This is a genomic window from Parapedobacter sp. ISTM3, assembly GCF_016533505.1.
GTDB lineage: Bacteria > Bacteroidota > Bacteroidia > Sphingobacteriales > Sphingobacteriaceae > Parapedobacter > Parapedobacter luteus.
In genome coordinates this window covers 116,409-131,905 of record NZ_JAENGN010000001.1, presented here as the reverse complement: position 1 = coordinate 131,905, position 15,497 = coordinate 116,409, and the positions used below count along the sequence as shown (strand labels likewise).

The 15,497-nt window shown below is 50.0% G+C and carries 15 protein-coding genes; 6 read left to right on the top strand and 9 right to left on the bottom strand.

All coding sequences use genetic code 11. The annotated features are described in order from the left end of the window. Positions 1–21 precede the first annotated feature (21 nt). The 3 genes from JHJ32_RS00615 to JHJ32_RS00605 all read right to left on the bottom strand — a co-directional run bounded on the left by JHJ32_RS00615 (position 22) and on the right by JHJ32_RS00605 (position 4,737). Positions 22–786, bottom strand: coding sequence for an SDR family oxidoreductase (locus JHJ32_RS00615; RefSeq protein WP_079717352.1), 765 nt, complete (start codon positions 784–786; stop codon positions 22–24). 68 nt (positions 787–854) lie between these two features. After that, entirely contained in the window at positions 855–3,068 is a 2,214-nt protein-coding gene (locus JHJ32_RS00610; RefSeq protein WP_200119190.1) for a hypothetical protein, read from the bottom strand. A 247-nt stretch (positions 3,069–3,315) separates the two neighbouring features. Then, a complete protein-coding gene (locus JHJ32_RS00605) occupies positions 3,316–4,737 on the bottom strand; it encodes a sensor histidine kinase KdpD (RefSeq protein WP_200119189.1) in 1,422 nt (473 codons plus the stop codon). 232 nt (positions 4,738–4,969) lie between these two features. Between JHJ32_RS00605 and JHJ32_RS00600 the strand changes: the two genes are divergently transcribed. From JHJ32_RS00600 to JHJ32_RS00585, 4 genes are all read left to right on the top strand, one after another. Further along, positions 4,970–5,185, top strand: coding sequence for a hypothetical protein (locus JHJ32_RS00600; RefSeq protein WP_079717355.1), 216 nt, complete (start codon positions 4,970–4,972; stop codon positions 5,183–5,185). 123 nt (positions 5,186–5,308) lie between these two features. Then, positions 5,309–6,562 (top strand): thioredoxin family protein, encoded by a 1,254-nt coding sequence (locus JHJ32_RS00595; protein WP_200119188.1) that lies wholly within the window; start codon positions 5,309–5,311, stop codon positions 6,560–6,562. 641 nt (positions 6,563–7,203) lie between these two features. Next, positions 7,204–8,103: a glutaminyl-peptide cyclotransferase gene (locus tag JHJ32_RS00590; protein WP_200119187.1), complete on the top strand. Its 900-nt coding sequence runs from the start codon at positions 7,204–7,206 to the stop codon at positions 8,101–8,103. Between the two features lie 240 nt (positions 8,104–8,343). Then, positions 8,344–8,712, top strand: coding sequence for an MmcQ/YjbR family DNA-binding protein (locus JHJ32_RS00585; RefSeq protein ID WP_200119186.1), 369 nt, complete (start codon positions 8,344–8,346; stop codon positions 8,710–8,712). A 12-nt stretch (positions 8,713–8,724) separates the two neighbouring features. On the opposite strand, the gene JHJ32_RS00580 is transcribed toward JHJ32_RS00585, so the two are convergent. Then, positions 8,725–9,396 (bottom strand): STING domain-containing protein, encoded by a 672-nt coding sequence (locus JHJ32_RS00580; protein ID WP_200119185.1) that lies wholly within the window; start codon positions 9,394–9,396, stop codon positions 8,725–8,727. 274 nt (positions 9,397–9,670) lie between these two features. On the opposite strand from JHJ32_RS00580, the gene JHJ32_RS00575 reads away from it, so the two are divergent. Continuing rightward, positions 9,671–10,951: a sugar MFS transporter gene (locus tag JHJ32_RS00575; RefSeq protein ID WP_200119184.1), complete on the top strand. Its 1,281-nt coding sequence runs from the start codon at positions 9,671–9,673 to the stop codon at positions 10,949–10,951. Between the two features lie 161 nt (positions 10,952–11,112). Further along, complete coding sequence (locus tag JHJ32_RS00570; RefSeq protein WP_200119183.1) at positions 11,113–11,514, top strand: VOC family protein; 402 nt, start codon at positions 11,113–11,115, stop codon at positions 11,512–11,514. 10 nt (positions 11,515–11,524) lie between these two features. Here the strand turns inward: JHJ32_RS00570 and JHJ32_RS00565 are convergent, their stop codons facing one another. From JHJ32_RS00565 to JHJ32_RS00545, 5 genes are all read right to left on the bottom strand, one after another. Continuing rightward, on the bottom strand, positions 11,525–11,803 hold the full coding sequence (locus JHJ32_RS00565; RefSeq protein WP_079717361.1) for a hypothetical protein: 279 nt from the start codon (positions 11,801–11,803) through the stop codon (positions 11,525–11,527). Positions 11,804–11,882: 79 nt separating this feature from the next. Beyond that, the gene (locus tag JHJ32_RS00560; protein ID WP_079717362.1) at positions 11,883–12,422 is read right to left on the bottom strand and encodes a lipocalin family protein; all 540 of its coding nucleotides are present in this window, start codon (positions 12,420–12,422) and stop codon (positions 11,883–11,885) included. 78 nt (positions 12,423–12,500) lie between these two features. Beyond that, positions 12,501–13,394 carry an AraC family transcriptional regulator gene (locus tag JHJ32_RS00555; RefSeq protein WP_200119178.1) on the bottom strand — a complete coding sequence of 298 codons (894 nt, stop codon included), beginning with the start codon at positions 13,392–13,394 and terminating at the stop codon, positions 12,501–12,503. 244 nt (positions 13,395–13,638) lie between these two features. Continuing rightward, complete coding sequence (locus tag JHJ32_RS00550) at positions 13,639–14,799, bottom strand: sugar MFS transporter (RefSeq protein WP_200119176.1); 1,161 nt, start codon at positions 14,797–14,799, stop codon at positions 13,639–13,641. After that, positions 14,796–15,236 (bottom strand): GNAT family N-acetyltransferase, encoded by a 441-nt coding sequence (locus JHJ32_RS00545; RefSeq protein WP_200119174.1) that lies wholly within the window; start codon positions 15,234–15,236, stop codon positions 14,796–14,798. Before JHJ32_RS00545 ends, JHJ32_RS00550 begins: the two co-directional genes overlap by 4 nt. Positions 15,237–15,497 lie beyond the last annotated feature (261 nt).

Genomic DNA, 15,497 nt, shown 5'->3' with positions numbered 1-15,497 from the left:
TGCGGCAGCGCCTTGTGTTTTTTAAATCTGCTGTTGGTGCGGCCTGATTTGCATTTCCACCACGTCGCACCGTTTTGGAGTAGACAAGCAGTAATAAATAGCCACAGCGATGTCTTCGGCTTTCAGCATCTCCAGCTTTTCTATTTGCTCTTCCTGCCCCTCGCGGGGTTGCATGTCCGTACCCACCGCCCCAGGCTCGATGAGGGTCACCTTAATGCCCAGGTCGTTCACCTCTTTCCGTAGGGACTCAGAAAATCCCTGGATGCCCGACTTAGTCGCCACATACACAGAGCTGTCCTTCTCGCGCACATCGGCACTCATCGACCCGATATTGACAATATGGCCCTCGCCACGGGCGCGCATACGATCGATTGCCTGGCGGCTGCATGCGAGGTAGCCCAACAGGTTAGTGTTGAGAATATACGCCCAGTCGTCATAACTCCCTTCTAAAATGCTGTTGAAGGCGAGCCCTGCGTTATTGATGAGCACATCCAGCTGGCCGAATTCCTCATCCACGCGGCTGAAAAGCCTTTCGATATCCTGCGGGTTTACCAAATCGCCCACCTCACCGGCCAGGCCTCCCCGCGATTGAGTCGGTTGCCGAAAATCGCTGAGTGCATCCTCCAGCTCTTGCTCATGCCGGCCTACTATCATTACCTGGTTTTCACGTGCCAGCAGGTGGGCAGTAGCCCGCCCGATACCCGTAGTTCCTCCGGTGATCAAAATGCGCTTGCCTTTTACCGGTTGGATCAGTTTGTCCTCATAGATTGCTTTGACTGCTTCCATAATAACTTCGTTTTTTTCGTTAACAATTACTGCCTGAATTCGTTACTGCCCCATTTTGCCGGCAAATATTACCAACTGATCACCACATGTTGTTTGCCATGCACCTCGTAGCAAACGGTATCACCCCCAACGGTTTGAGGTTTGATGCCCCCCTGTTGCGCCGCCGAGACTGTGATATCCAGTGATTCGCCCGTGCCTGACCGAAGGATATACAACTTGCACGACAGCCGCTCATCGCCCAGCACCTTGAAGCGCAGCTCCCGGTTTTCTGCGGCCCTTTCTGCGGTAGGGTAGTCGACGAAGAGCAGGTATGCCCCACCTGCAATTTTCATGTAGTGCCTCGGGATGACGGCAAACGGAAAAGCCGCGCCATATACCTCCTGCCCCACACTGCCGGACTTGTCCCACCCTGGATTGATATCCTCCAGTGGCACCCACAAATTGGGGTCTATCTCCCCCGTTTTGACATCATTGGCCAGCATCTCCCGCGGCAATACCGTAGGGTAATAATGTACCATCCGGTGCAACGCGTAGCGGATGAATTCGGCAAGGAGCAGTGCATACGAACGCGACAAGGGCGTATCGTCCGCCTGCGATAAATACTCATGCACGGCGGCAAACACCTCCACCTCTTCGTAGACCGCCGTGTAAGGCGCATCATTCAGTGGGAAGACAGCGAAAAACAGGGGGAAATGATTCCCATATCCGTACCGGCAGTCCCACAGCGCCAGGTTTTTAAAGACATTAGCCATGAGGAGATAACCCAAATCGAGGTACACTTCATCCTTGGTGGCCTTCCATAGGCGGAGCATCGCCCCAGCGGCAAACGCCGTATTATTAGCTTGGTAGAAAAGGTCGAAACCCGCCGACACGAGCGATTGGGCTGCTTTCTTAGCCTCCCTCAGGTACTTGTCATCGCCGGTGAGATCCCACGCTTGCAGCATCACATGTGCATAGATCCCACCGACGTCCTTTTCGCCACCGGCTCCTGGCTTTGTCTCGGCCTTGACCACCTCTAACGTATCCATCTTATAAAACACCGGCCATTTATAGTCAAAGTGGTGAGCCACCTGGATAGTGTAATCTAACGACTTCAAAAATAGGTCTTTTGCTACTTCGTCGCCGTGAAGCGCCATGCGCGAAAGGTTGAGTAGTGGGTGGTGCAAGTACCAGGAGTCCATGACCAGCACCTGCTTCTGCTCTTCGCTGCCGTCCAACTGGTGGTCCGCAGCGGGCAGCCAGCGCCTGACGGTGCCGACGTTTGCATCGTAAAACTCGGGAAGCCCCGCTTCGATCTCGGCGATCAACGGCACTTCTTCGCCCATCCACTCCTCATACTCTTTCAGCGGCAGCAGCACTGCCAGCTGCACCATGATTTCGGGCGGCGTTTTATAGTCGCACACATAAGCATTGAGGTAACTATGGCCCTGGTGATGCGACCAGCAGCCCTTATGGGTAGCCAGCTCCTGCAACGCCTTGGCTGCAATGCCCACGTAATCATGATATGCCGTTGGCGGTTTGGGCAGTTGCACATAAAGGCCGGCGAGCAAATCTGTAAACTGCTTTGCCTTGTCAAATTGATCAGTGGGCACCCGGTCGGCGAAGGCGACAAACGCATCGCCGATGGTGTATTCTTTACCACCGCACAACGGCTTGTCGGTTGTCGCCGGCGGCGCAAAGCCGAACTCGGGCCATTTGCCATCTACCGTACCGGCCACGGAAGTACCGGTATCCGCGCAATAGTTGTTTAGTGCGGTCAGGTTTTGCAGGTACAGCGCCGATCCCTCCGCTGGCTCCGTGATACTGAAATATACCATGCCACTGCGAAGGCCCAGCTGTTCCACGTGGATATTGGCTTCTACACCACCTATGCCGCCGTCAGGATTGAGTATCAATACATCTTTCGGCCAAAACGGGATACGGAAATCGTCCCGCGGGGTGAAGTGCGTGACATAGCGCAGCATCGGCACCTGCTGGATGGTATCCATCCAGATGACCACCCGGTAGCGGCCAATCGCAGACCGGAGTGTATAGCTTAGCTCAGCGCCTGCTGACCGGCTGTGGGCGATCGTCAAATCTGCCGCCGGCGTATACGCTGCCCGGAAAACCAGCTTAGTACCCTTCGCCTGGTGTACGCATACCGCCAGCGCATCGTCGGTTCGGATCACCTTCACTGTCCTGTTTGAAAGTTGTTTTTCTGTGACGACTGAGGCAGCTTGGCTCAAAAGCTGCTGGGTGAGATGCAAGCTCCAAGGTGATACATTATCTTTCTGTTTCTTCATGTAAGTTCAACGCATTTAACCGAAGTGTTAAGCGTTTATTACATAAATCACTCCAACTGCTACTGGGCGGCATGCGCGTTATCGTTGTCCGAATGTTACGCTAAGATTGTCCGCTGCTTTGCGCAAGCATGTTTAAAAAACCGAATCAGCCGTCCTAATTTTTAAACGGCTGGCTTTCCGCATGGTGCTTTCAGACTATTCAGGTGTATAACGTGGTTTGTATCCATCCCGTAAGCCACGAGCCCAATTATCCGGCAACGGCTTCATCCCGTTCGGTCAGGCGCGGGGTGACCGGATCATTGGCCTTGCCATTGTCATAGAGCGGCAATGCGAGGAAAAAGACAGAACCTTTGCCCAGTTCACTTTCGGCCCAAATCTCACCGTTCAGCCGGAGTGTAAGCTCACGGCATAGAAACAAGCCCAGGCCTATTCCTTTTTCGCTCTCCGTGCCATAGGTTGACTGGATATGACCGTTGAAAATCCGCTTTACATCCTCATCAGTCATGCCCACCCCGTCATCGCGCACCGAAATCATACATTGTCCGGTTGCGGCATCAGCCACGACAGACAGCGTTATCGTGCCGTTTTGGGGTGTAAATTTCAAAGCGTTGCTTATCAGGTTTCGGATGATTACTTCCAGCATTTCAGCATCTGAAATCACTTTAATGCCCTTTTCGATACTCAGTTGGATGGCTATTCCTTTCTTTTCGGCCATGTAACGCTGCACGGCCAATATACGCTCGATGACGCTGCAGGGTTCCACCCAGGTAAGCAGGGGGTGAATACCCTTGATCTGCCCGGATACCCAAGCCAGTACATTATTCAACAGGTCGGACGTATTGTGTGCAGCCATCAGCAAATCCTCCTTAAGCTTTTTGGTTACGTCGGGAGGGAGTTCCTCTTTGGTCAGAATTTCAAGTGTACCGATGATGGCATTCATCGGATTCCGCAGGTCATGGCCGAGGATGGATATCAGCTCTACCTTTTCGCGGTTGGCAGCCGTCAACAATTCATTCTGCAGCCGGATGCGTTCATTCTGTTGCTCAATATGCTTGGCATGTTCTTCGGCCGCTGCCCGTTCGCACTCATACCTTTTGCGGAAGTAGCTTGCTGCCACAAAGGTGCAGATGACGATGATGGGAATCGAGGTCATGAGATCGGCAAAGCGGGCACCCCTGGAGTCGTAACCATTATAGATGACCGATGGGTTGACGTATTCCATCGCCAGCAAGCTAACGGGCAACAGGAAGTGCAATATCGTCCATACCCACTGCAGCCGGCTGCTGGTAAACGCAATGAGCAGCTGATAGGTGAGCAAAAAAAAGTAAAGCGCCGGTCCGGCACTCCCATCGTTGTAGAAGTAAGTAAAGATGACCAGCAGGTAGCTGTAGCCGGCATACACATGCAATCCCGTACGGTGCAGACCGCGATAGCGCGATAAGCCGAACATCGTAATCAGCATAATTTCGGTAACGATCAAGACAATCGCAAGCACCGGCAGCCCCAAATAAAAGTTTAAGGGGATTAAAATCCCCACCAGTGCAATCATAAATAGCGACACCACATTAAAACTGCGGTTTTCATTGGGCAGCATCCCTGGCTTTCCCACCAGCTCCTGCCAGCACCCCCTAAGCAAGGCCAAAAATGAACGGCTATATTTGCTTTTCAACGATAAATTATCAACTTGTACGCCTAATACTACAAAAGTGCTGAAAACAATTTAATTTCCTCGTATAGAAGGTCAAAATTCCGTCAATTTAGCTCCGTGTCGGCGAGCTATCGACTATTTACCGGTTCTCCCGGTTAACGTACTTCCCAATCTATGGGATGCTTCACCTCAATGCAATGAGCAGCCAAACATTTACCCTTGCGTGCTGTTGAATAAAAGGAGGATATTGGCGATGACAAGCAACAACAAACAACACGTACCGGATGATCCGGAGAAAAAGGGGAAGAGCACCTTGGAGAACGAACATGCAGCCCACATGGCTTTCGATAGACCACAACAGTATATGGATGCAGATGACGAAGAAAGCCGCGAGACCGAGGACGATGCCGATAACGCCGATGGCGACGGCGGAGCCCCGACTGACACAGATACACAATCCAGTGACTAAGGTCGCGACTTTGTACACGTTTAAACGCACATTCAGGCGGCATTTCAGCGAAACACCGCATGCGGAGCCGTATAGAGACTACCGCTTTTTGGATTCCGGCGATAAAAGCCGATATTCGTCTGCATGAAGACGACAGACCATTTCCTTCTCCTACTTTGCATACTTTTTCCGCCGATGCTGCCGGCTAAGGCAGCGCCCGATCCCGATAGGGGTGTCCAATTTTTTGAGGGTACGTGGTCGGAAGCGCTGAACGCCGCTGAGGCCGCGGGCAAACTGATATTCGTAGATGTTTATACGGATTGGTGCCCCCCCTGTAAGCGCATGAATAAGGAAGTACTACCCTTACCCGAGGTGGGCGAGTCATACAACACGTCCTTTATCAATTACAAGCTCGATGCCGAGAAGGGTGACGGCATAGCCCTGGCCAAACAATATGAGGTGGCGGCCTATCCCACGTACCTATACCTTGATGCCCAAGGCAACCTGTTACATCGTGCGGTAGGCTACTTCGGTGCACAGGCATTCATTGCCCATGCTGAACGCGCCCTGGCATCGGCAAGCGACGCGCAAAACCTGCGCAGGCTCGAATCGGCATTCAACAACGGCCAGCGCGATCCCGCGTTTCTGCGCAGCTACATCGTCAAGATGAACGAACTCGGCATAAGCAATAGCCAAGCGATAAACACCTACTTCGAGGCGCTTCCCCTGAGCTCGCTCACCCAGCCGGACGAACTGGCCTTCTTGGGTGAGCATATCAACAGTATGCACAACCTCGCGCTGGTTTTCCTGCTTGACCACTATCACCTGCTCGATGCGGAGCAGCAGCGCAAACTGGCTCCGCGCCTGTTTGGAGTACTTACCGATGGTGCTGCCGAAGCGCTTGCCGCCTATCGACCGTTTGACGTGAAGCAGGCACTTGCTTTTTCTGAGCAATTGCTCCCTCATCTCGGCGAGCGGCAACAGCAGCGGTTTCTACGCCTAAGCCTGATGCATCACGTATCGGTGCGGGATACCGCAGGCGTAAAGCGCTGGGGCAAGGCCTTGGTAGATAGCATCATGACCATTCCCCCAGATTCCGTCAAGGCAGAAGACAACCGGCGGTACCAGGCAGTCACGGAGTCTTTTTTGAACGAGGCGCAGGACAGCACATCCATCAAAGGGTTTGAGGCCGATAAACCGTTCCTGGTAAACACCTATACACGCGAGCTTGTCTCCTTCTTGTATGAAGCTGCCAACGCATACGACACCGCGCTGGCTGACGACGATCCAGCTTTGCGGGAGGCCTGGGCGTGGATGATGCGCTGCGATGAGCTGATGCCGAATGAACGATTTGCAGCCGCCGCCAATCGCATCCGCGCACGGATACACGCCAAGTAGGCCCCCTTTATTCCCCAAAATGTCATATCGTCCCCCGTGGCATGCCCTGTTGCTGCGATGGTTGCAGCCCCCTCTGTATACGCCTTTCTACCGCTATATAACGCTTTACCTTCGCTAAAGAGCCGTTTTTGGGTACTTTTAGCGAAGGATATGCGGACAGGGGCGGAGGGAAGGATAAGGGAAGGGCGGCTTGCCGGCGCTTCGGGCGAGTGACGGACTGCTCGTTTTCGGCTGAATCCGATGGACATGAAAGAAAAGCCCCGAAACGGGGAGAATCGGGGCTTTCTAACTAACCAATTATAAACCTAAATTATGAAAAGACAATTTTTAAAAACTACTATATAGACGTATAACTCCCCCAATGGATTAAGGAAAAATGTTAAAACTTTGTTAAAAAAGTTCCTGCATAGCTGTTTGCTCCTAAACGCACCGTTTTGAAAAACATATTTCATTAATATCTTTGTTTTAAATAGGATACATATGACACAGGCGACCTTGCATATTGATAGTAGTTTTGGATGAACGCAAAAAGCATACATTATTCAATGTTTTTTTTCTTCCTTGCCTGCACCGGATCCGCGGATTTACGTTTTGTAAATATAGCAGAAGGCAAGAGATTAACGCATGGTAAACCGTTGGACTTGACCATAGCGGGTCTGCCAACGGGAGTCGATTCAATTCAATATTATATAGACAACGGGATTCTCGACATAAAAAATGGCACGGAAGGCTTGGTTGTCAATTCAGCCGAAATAAAGATGGGGCAACATACCGCTTCTGCCCTTGTATTCCTTAATACGGGCAAAAGGCTGCGGGTTTCTTCCGCATTTACGCTGCTCCCCCCGGTTCCAAAACAGTTTCGATACGAAGTAATCAACCGCTATTCTCACGATTCGAGCGCGTATACGCAGGGTTTACAATATCAGCATGGGGCACTCCATGAAACGACGGGGATTAAGGGTGCTTCAACGCTGCGGACTGTCAACGTAAAATCCGGGGAAGTTATCCGGTCAAAAGAAATAGGCGACAACTATTTCGGCGAGGGAATGACCTTAGTCGGTGATAGTATCTATGTCTTGACCTATCGCGAGAACACCTGCTTTGTCTTTGACAGGCATTCGTTCAGACTGATTAAGACCTTCAACTATGATCAACCGCGCGAGGGTTGGGGAATAACGTACGATGGCACGAAGCTGATAAAATCGGATGGTTCAAATGTGTTGTATTTCATTGATCCAAAAACCTTCCGTGTATTACACACCGTCCCTGTATTTGACGATAAGGGTCCTGTGCCTCAGCTGAACGAGCTGGAATATATCGAAGGAAAAGTATACGCAAATGTTTACCAAGAAGACTATATCGTCGTGATCAATCCGCTAAATGGAGTGGTTGAATCAAGGATAAATCTGATCGGAATATACGACCATAAAGCGCAAGACAATGAGCTGAATGGCATCGCATACAATGATGCAGACAGCACACTGTATGTAACCGGAAAAATGTGGCCTTATTTGTTCGAGATCAAACCGCAGGCGCTGTAAGTGATAGAACACCCGGGGCTGCGCCAACCTCTCCCGGTGATGTGTATCTTCGTAAATCCGATATCAGAAAATATTTCTATTGCACTGATGGCAGCGTTATGTCCTTGCATAGCCGGAGCTTGCGATAATTTGATAATCGGCAATACCATTAAGTACAATAGATGTTGCGTATATTACAAGCCGGCTGCAAGTCGAACGCATATACCCGCAGGCGTCAGGTGAAAATAAGGAGATAAAACGATGACAAAAAACAAATTGCAGGTTGATTATCCATTTTTCCTACATGTCATCCGCGAAGCGGTATCCCATCTACCCGAAGCAAATGAAAGGCTGTGCCATGGAACGCCCGGGTTTTATGCGGGCAAGAAAATCTTTGCCCGCGTACAGGAAGACCTGGCATCGCTGGCGGTCTACACGAAAAGAAAGGATGACTTGCTTGCATCGAATCCCGTAGTATACTTTACTACGCCGCATTTCGATGGGTATGATTATGTGCTGGTACGGCTGGCCCGCGTCGACTTCAATGAATTGGCGAAGTTACTGCTGGAAGGTTGGCGAGAACGAGCTCCTAAACGGGCGATAAGGGAATATGAGTCGCTGTATGGATGATACCGGAGTGCATTAAACATCAATAAAATGTAGTCGATCATCCGCAATTTCATTGGCGTACGCTATTCGTAGCTGGTTAATTTTCTGCTTAAAGTATGCATATACTTCTACGGAACTTTTTTCTGCTTTTTCGCTATCCCCAAAATCATCCTTCAGGTACTTGGGAAGCGAAAACAAGGTTCTGGGGTATTCGTAAATCAGTAAACTATCATTGTCGATATTGGCACGAAGCCAAAAAGGTTCGCTTTGGGACGCTTCCCTGACATAAACGATCTCCGCTTTTCGCTCCACCGCATTGGCGTAGCTGCACAATGAAGAAAAATTTTTCGGGATTCCGATTTCAACGTTGATTTTGTCGGTAGTGAATGTCTTTAACGAATTGTCTGGAAAAGAAAAATCAACAGGAACCTTGGATTTTACTAATTTTCCCAGCCTGCCGGAGAAATGGTTAAAATAACCGACCGCCAGAATTTCGGCCAGCGATTTTTTAAATGTTTTTACATTTTCCCTGTAAAATAGAATGGCCAAGGCCAAAGAGACCACTAAACCGACCCCGAGAGAAACCCACAGATTTTTAAACAGTGCATTGTCAGCACCGTTTAGGTATTCGAGATAGGTACCAACAGTCGGGATGACCGAATAAAACATGTCCTTAACCGGCAGGAATTTTAAACCAAATTTCATTTCGAATGATTGTTAACTCATTGCCAATGCAAGCAAAGGTATCCCAGCTTTTCGCACTGTAAAACCGAAATGATTTTGTGCCAGACTTGATTTATTTCATGAGGAAACGAAATGATTATCTGCGTCGGGCGGACCGATGACTGCCTTCATACAGGGTTTGAAAAAACGAGCTCATTTCCAGGCCGGCAACGTTCTGACGTTACATTTTTTGTTTATAATCCGCCGGATTTCCTTATTTTAGGCTGACTCGATTCTCAAGGAGACGGCCTACATTATGAGTAAAAAATCAATTTTCATTACAGACGGGGTGAATTATACCACACCCTTCATGGCAATAAGCGCACTGTTTCTCACCTGGGGCATCGCACACGGCTTGCTGGATACGCTCGACAAGAACTTCCAAGAATTGTTGCACTTAAAAAAATGGCAGTCAAGCTTTATACAAGTCTCACTCTACGGGGCCTATTTTTGCATGGCCATACCGGCCGGTCTATACACCCAAAAATATGGCTACAAAAAGGGAATTATATTCGGGTTGAGCCTTTTTGGAATCGGCGCATTACTCGCTGCGGGCACCGCACCGCTACAATCGTTTGTTCTTTTTCTCTTTTGCCTCTTGGTGATCGGCGCAGGCTTGGCAACGCTGGAAACAGGGGCCAACCCCTATACCACCAAGCTGGGCCCTCCGGAATCCGCTGAAAGGCGAATCAATATTGCCCAGTCTTTCAATGGCTTTGCTTGGGTAATCGGCCCGCTGATCGCCTTATCCATTTATGGCAATCGCAGCCATGTGGAAGGCGAAAAAATGATCTCCATTATCCTTCCCTTCGCTATCATCGGATTGTCCGTTCTGGCGATTGCCTTTGTTTTCTCCCGGTTAAAGCTGCCTAAAATCGATGAGGAAGATTTAATGCACGCTCATGGCGCTGCCCCCACGCCAGGTAGTGACATGGAAATTTCGGACCCTTCGCATCCCGCTTATATTTCAAAGAAACCGTTATGGAAAAACAGGCATTTTAAACTGGGCGTTGCCGCCCAAGCTTGCTATGTGGCGGCACAAACCGGTGTTTTTAGCTTCCTGATCAACTTCGTTACGGACCACGATATGCATCCCAGGTTTGATGTGCGATATGGCCCGTATTTCTTGTCCCTCGGTTTTTTCCTATTTATGATGGGCCGGTTTTCGGGCAGTGCACTGATGAGGTACTTTAAGCCTACCCGCCTATTGGCTTGCTATGCACTAATGGTATGTGCGCTGCTACCCCTCGTATCGTTGAAATTGGGATGGACTTCCCTCATTGCGCTTTATGGCGTTTTCTTTTTCATGTCCATTATGTTTCCAACCATATTTGCATTGGCCATCAGGAGCTTAGGAACTCATACCAAGCAAGGGGCGTCTTTTTTGGTGATGTCAGTTGGGGGCGGAGCGGTGTTTCCACCATTAATGGGCTACGTTTCAGACCTATACGACATGTCTGCTGGCTTTTTTGTTCCTATCCCGCTATTTGCATTCGTTGCCTATTATGCCATTGAGGGATATAAAATTAAGCCTTAGCAGCCGCGTACGCCTGATCAAATCTGCGTGTACCCGGCTTCCTATGTCTCAAATACCCCGCAAACTCGTCGCTTTTACCCTGCTAATCAAGCATATAAAACCCCTATTTTTGTCATTAAACGAGGCTCGCCTAATACATGGCAGCGTAACAAGCGTACAGGATGAAACCGAAAAGAATCTGGGCAAATCTGGCTGTCACTGACTTGACACGGACAGCAAAATTCTACACAGCATTGGGATTTAAACGAAATGGAACACATGGCTCCGGCGAACTGGTTAGCTTTTCCTTTGGCGAGGCTGGCTTCGTCATCAACTTTTTTCTGAAAGATGTGCTGAAAGCCAATTTGGAAATTGAATTGGCTGATCCCCATCGGGCAGCCGAGGTAGTGTTTACACTATCCGCAAACGGCAGCGAGACAGTCGACAAATGGGCGTTGGAGGTGGAAAAAGCAGGCGGCCGACTCATTTCCAGACCGTCAGCGTTTGGCGAAGGATATTATGGGTTTCTCTTCGCCGACCCTGACGGCCATCGCTTCAATGTCTTTCACATGGATGGCCTTTGATTGCCTCCTACTAATCTGTTGTATCTTCGCCTGTTTTATTCTTTTTTGAAGCATCATGGTTGTAATACGCCCAAGCGAGTTCTACAAGTTCAGCATCTAAAACAGAGCCATCTGCCATTTCGGCAAGATACATGCCGCCAAGGTCATCGTAAACGATGGATTCGGTGACTTGCTGCATACCTACCGGAATGGTCTCAACAGGTAAAAATTTCACCGTTTTTCCAGTCCTGTTGTGGGTGACGTATATCGTAGACGCGCCGTCGCTTTGCTTAATTTCAAATGGTTCCATTGCCTTGTTGAGCTTTACCTTTTGAGTCAACAAATAACAGCGCCGGATGTTCGTACCTATTTTGAAAACGGAACATCCATTAATGAGCTGGTTCCTCCCTATCATGCGCAACCCAAATAAGCTGCGATGTGTCATAGCCGATTTGTTCGGCTTTTTGAAGGTAACTCTCCCGGATACTATCGGGAACTGCTGTCGTTCTCGATAAAATCCAAAGATATTTCAGGCTTTCACCTGCTACCAAGGCATACTGATAATCTTTATCCAACGCGATCACGTTGTAGCCCGAATAGAATGGGCCGAAAAAAGACACCTTTAGTGCACCGATACGTTGGTCATCCCTGAATTTTGCCTTGCCGGTTGCCGACTCCCATTTACCTTTGACGTAATTATAGCCGCTATTGCGTACCCTGATCGTCCCGCTTTCATTGAGGCTGTACGTAGCGGTTACATTGTTAAGATCGCGCTCCTGCTTGTGATCCAGGCGTGCTATTTCATACCAGTTGCCCAAATAGCGGTCCATCTCAAAATGTTGTACAGGCTCTGCATTTGGAGGAATGCTCGCGCACGAGTAAAGCAGGACGACTGCCACAAGGACGACGATGTTGTTTTTCTTGCTCATATGGTCTTTAGTCAACCGGCGTGTGCCGTAAATGTTTTTAAAAACACCCCGCGGTCTACGTCGTAATCTTCTTGCCTTTTAAACGGCTAAACCGTTTACCTGTCGCTTCCGCTTTTTGCAAACAGGGACCCACACTTCGCTGTATGCATAATCATTTTTATGCGCATCCATTTTGGTGAAAGAAAAAGTAGGAGCATCAACCACTTCGTAGTCGGACGACGGCAACCACTCGGAATACGTTCTGGCCATGGTTTGCTGCAACGCTGCCGGAAATGGCCCTTCGTTTGGAAATACCGCCCAGGCGCAGGCCGCTACAGGCACCTTGTCCAAAAGCTCACTTACCTCGCTTTTGGTGGTCAAAACACCTATCAAATGCGTCAAATTGCCCTCTTCTTTCTTAAACCCGGCGTCGGCATCATAAGAGACATTTACTATTTCGTATGGCCCTATATCCTGAAGGGCATGCATTTCTCGCCTTTGCGCTTCGGTGATGCTCTTGGCCAATTCCACAATTCCGCTATTAATGCCTTCGAATTGCATGGGTACCCGTTTACTGACACCGACGAAATTGAACGCCGGCTTTTCCTCAAGCCTGAATTCCATGGTATTTCCTCCTTTTACAGTAATGATAAATGATAGCTTGGGAACCGATTTGTTCGGTCCCTTTTTGATTATTTCTGAGGGTAAAAAGCCGCTCCATTTCTTGAACGCACGAGTGAATCCGTCTAGTGACTGATAGCCATATTTGAAAGCGACATCCGTTACCCTATCACCACTCAGTAAGTCTTTATTGGCTTCTGACAGTTTCCGTCCTTTGATATACTCACTCAGCGTCAATCCAGAAAGATAAAAAAATATCTTCCTAAAATGATAGTCCGAAACACCTGCGTAGTCGGCGATGGCTTCAAGGGACAGATCATCGGTGAGATGATCTTCAATATAATCCATTACCCCGTTTAATTCGTTTAACATTTTATTTCCTTTTATGCAGCAAAAATACCATGGCCAACGAAATATCGCTCGACTTTTGTATGCCCAAAAATATCGGATTCCCTTGTTCCAAGTCTTGCCTTGTCATGAAGGCTGCATGCTTATTCGTTCCCAATCAGCGCAGGCTTAGCCACCGGTGCCGAATTGCGCAGACGCTAAAGCTAAAACCGGCACACACGAGAGAGCTTCCCGTTGGACGATTTGAGAATGCACTATCCCTATTCGGCTAAGTGACTTTTCTGTTCAGGTGCCAGGTCATTACGATTTTCACGGCCAGTACCACGCCCATAAAAGCCGGCAGCACCGCATAGCCCGTGTGGGACACCAATTTGCCGAATAGCAGCGGCATGACCGTTATGCCGATATAGGCGCTGGCCATCTGCAAACCCATGATTGCCTGCGAATGCTGTTCGCCGAAGTTGCGCGGCGTTTCATGCAGGAGGCTTGGAAAGATGGGCGCACATCCCAAGCCGACCAACAGGAACCCGGGCAAGAACAATGTCTTAACCGGCAGTAACAGCACCAGCAGGCCCGCGGCAATTAACCCCTCGCCGATATAGACGAGCTGCTTGTTGCCCACTCGTTCGGACACGAATCCCGAGATGAAGCGGCCAGCGGTGATCCCAACGAAATAGACAGATACCAGCCTTGCCGCATCTTCCGGCTCGACGTCCCTGGCGAATACCAGGAAGCTGGCGCCCCACAGGCCAAAGGTAGCTTCAACGGTGCAATAGCAGAAAAAGATAATGAGTGCCTGTTTCACACCCCTGATTTTGAGCAATTCGTAGAATGAACGGCGCCTTCCTCTATTTGGCCCGTCGCCCTCCGTGGCGTTTGGTATCCAAAGCGGCAATGACGCCAGCAGCACCAGAAACAAGGCAATCTGGATCCAGCCGACGGTACGGTACCCACTTGCCCACCCCGCACCAGCCGACAATTGGGCCGCCATAATCATCGGCCCGGTGGCCGCGCCTACTCCCCAGAAGCTATGCAGCCAGTTCATGTGCCGTGCCCGGTAGTGCAATGCCACATAATTGTTGAGCGCCGCATCCACGCAGCCGGCACCGAGGCCGAGCGGAACCGCCAACAAGCATAGGTAAACGAAGTGTTGCGACACGGAAAAACCCAGCAGTGCCAATGCGGTGATCAGTACACTTGAGGTGGTAATAGCCGCAACGCCGTACCGGCTGATCAGCCTGGCACTCAATAGGCTCGAGACTACCGTTCCGCCTGCTATGATCATCGAGATGATACCAGCAAAATGAACCGGCACTCGCAAATCGACATACATTGTTGGCCAGGCAGGTCCGAGCAACGAATCGGGTAGACCAAGACTAATAAAGGCGAGGTAGATTACCAGGAGCAGCAGGCCGCTTTTTAAGTTCATCGGCTCGATTCAAAGGTCATCACATAAACGTTGGTCTCCTTGCGTGAAAATCCCACACTCGGATACAGCTTGTTCGCTTCGATACGGGTAGGATTGGAAGTGAGCGACAGCAGGTCGACCTCCTGCGCCTTCGCAAAGGCGATAGCGTGTTCGGTAAGCCGCCGACCCAATCCTTGTCCGCGGTACGCCTCGTCTACGACCACATCCTCTACCCAGGCTTTGCGCCCAGTGGGCGCACGGTAGATGCAGACGGTAATCATCCCGGCGAAATTGCCGTCGTCTGCGACTGCTACAAACAGGTGGCTGTTTTCCGAAGCTATCAACGCTTCCAGATCCGCCTCGTCGAAAACGCGTTCGCGCCCGGTCAGCTGGCGCAGGAACCGCGCCATGGCTTCGCGCAAACCGGGGGTGTTTGAGGTAACTTCCTTGATGTGCATGTTATGTCTTCCTTGTACAATCCCATAGTGGGACGACCAAAGCTATAAAAAAAACACTTTTAATCTGACGATAAATTCGGGAGGCAACGGCTATATTTTCTTTGAATGGTTTCATTTAACAAGAATTGCGGCATACGCCACCATACATTATCTTTGCAGGGCATGAACTTGCTGCTATGTCCCGTTATGCCGGAACCACGGCCTGACAGAAAGCCGATACGCGCACGCGGCGAAGGGCACCAGTCCGGCATATGGGCTACC

What these genes read in the sequence shown, in the direction of transcription:
- JHJ32_RS00615 (WP_079717352.1), bottom strand. Translation starts at nt 786, where the DNA reads ATGGAAGCAGTCAAAGCAATCTATGAGGACAAACTGATCCAACCGGTA.
- JHJ32_RS00610 (WP_200119190.1), bottom strand. Translation starts at nt 3,068, where the DNA reads ATGAAGAAACAGAAAGATAATGTATCACCTTGGAGCTTGCATCTCACC.
- JHJ32_RS00600 (WP_079717355.1), top strand. Translation starts at nt 4,970, where the DNA reads ATGACAAGCAACAACAAACAACACGTACCGGATGATCCGGAGAAAAAG.
- JHJ32_RS00595 (WP_200119188.1), top strand. Translation starts at nt 5,309, where the DNA reads ATGAAGACGACAGACCATTTCCTTCTCCTACTTTGCATACTTTTTCCG.
- JHJ32_RS00585 (WP_200119186.1), top strand. Translation starts at nt 8,344, where the DNA reads ATGACAAAAAACAAATTGCAGGTTGATTATCCATTTTTCCTACATGTC.
- JHJ32_RS00580 (WP_200119185.1), bottom strand. Translation starts at nt 9,396, where the DNA reads ATGAAATTTGGTTTAAAATTCCTGCCGGTTAAGGACATGTTTTATTCG.
- JHJ32_RS00575 (WP_200119184.1), top strand. Translation starts at nt 9,671, where the DNA reads ATGAGTAAAAAATCAATTTTCATTACAGACGGGGTGAATTATACCACA.
- JHJ32_RS00570 (WP_200119183.1), top strand. Translation starts at nt 11,113, where the DNA reads ATGAAACCGAAAAGAATCTGGGCAAATCTGGCTGTCACTGACTTGACA.
- JHJ32_RS00565 (WP_079717361.1), bottom strand. Translation starts at nt 11,803, where the DNA reads ATGGAACCATTTGAAATTAAGCAAAGCGACGGCGCGTCTACGATATAC.
- JHJ32_RS00560 (WP_079717362.1), bottom strand. Translation starts at nt 12,422, where the DNA reads ATGAGCAAGAAAAACAACATCGTCGTCCTTGTGGCAGTCGTCCTGCTT.
- JHJ32_RS00555 (WP_200119178.1), bottom strand. Translation starts at nt 13,394, where the DNA reads ATGTTAAACGAATTAAACGGGGTAATGGATTATATTGAAGATCATCTC.
- JHJ32_RS00550 (WP_200119176.1), bottom strand. Translation starts at nt 14,799, where the DNA reads ATGAACTTAAAAAGCGGCCTGCTGCTCCTGGTAATCTACCTCGCCTTT.
- JHJ32_RS00545 (WP_200119174.1), bottom strand. Translation starts at nt 15,236, where the DNA reads ATGCACATCAAGGAAGTTACCTCAAACACCCCCGGTTTGCGCGAAGCC.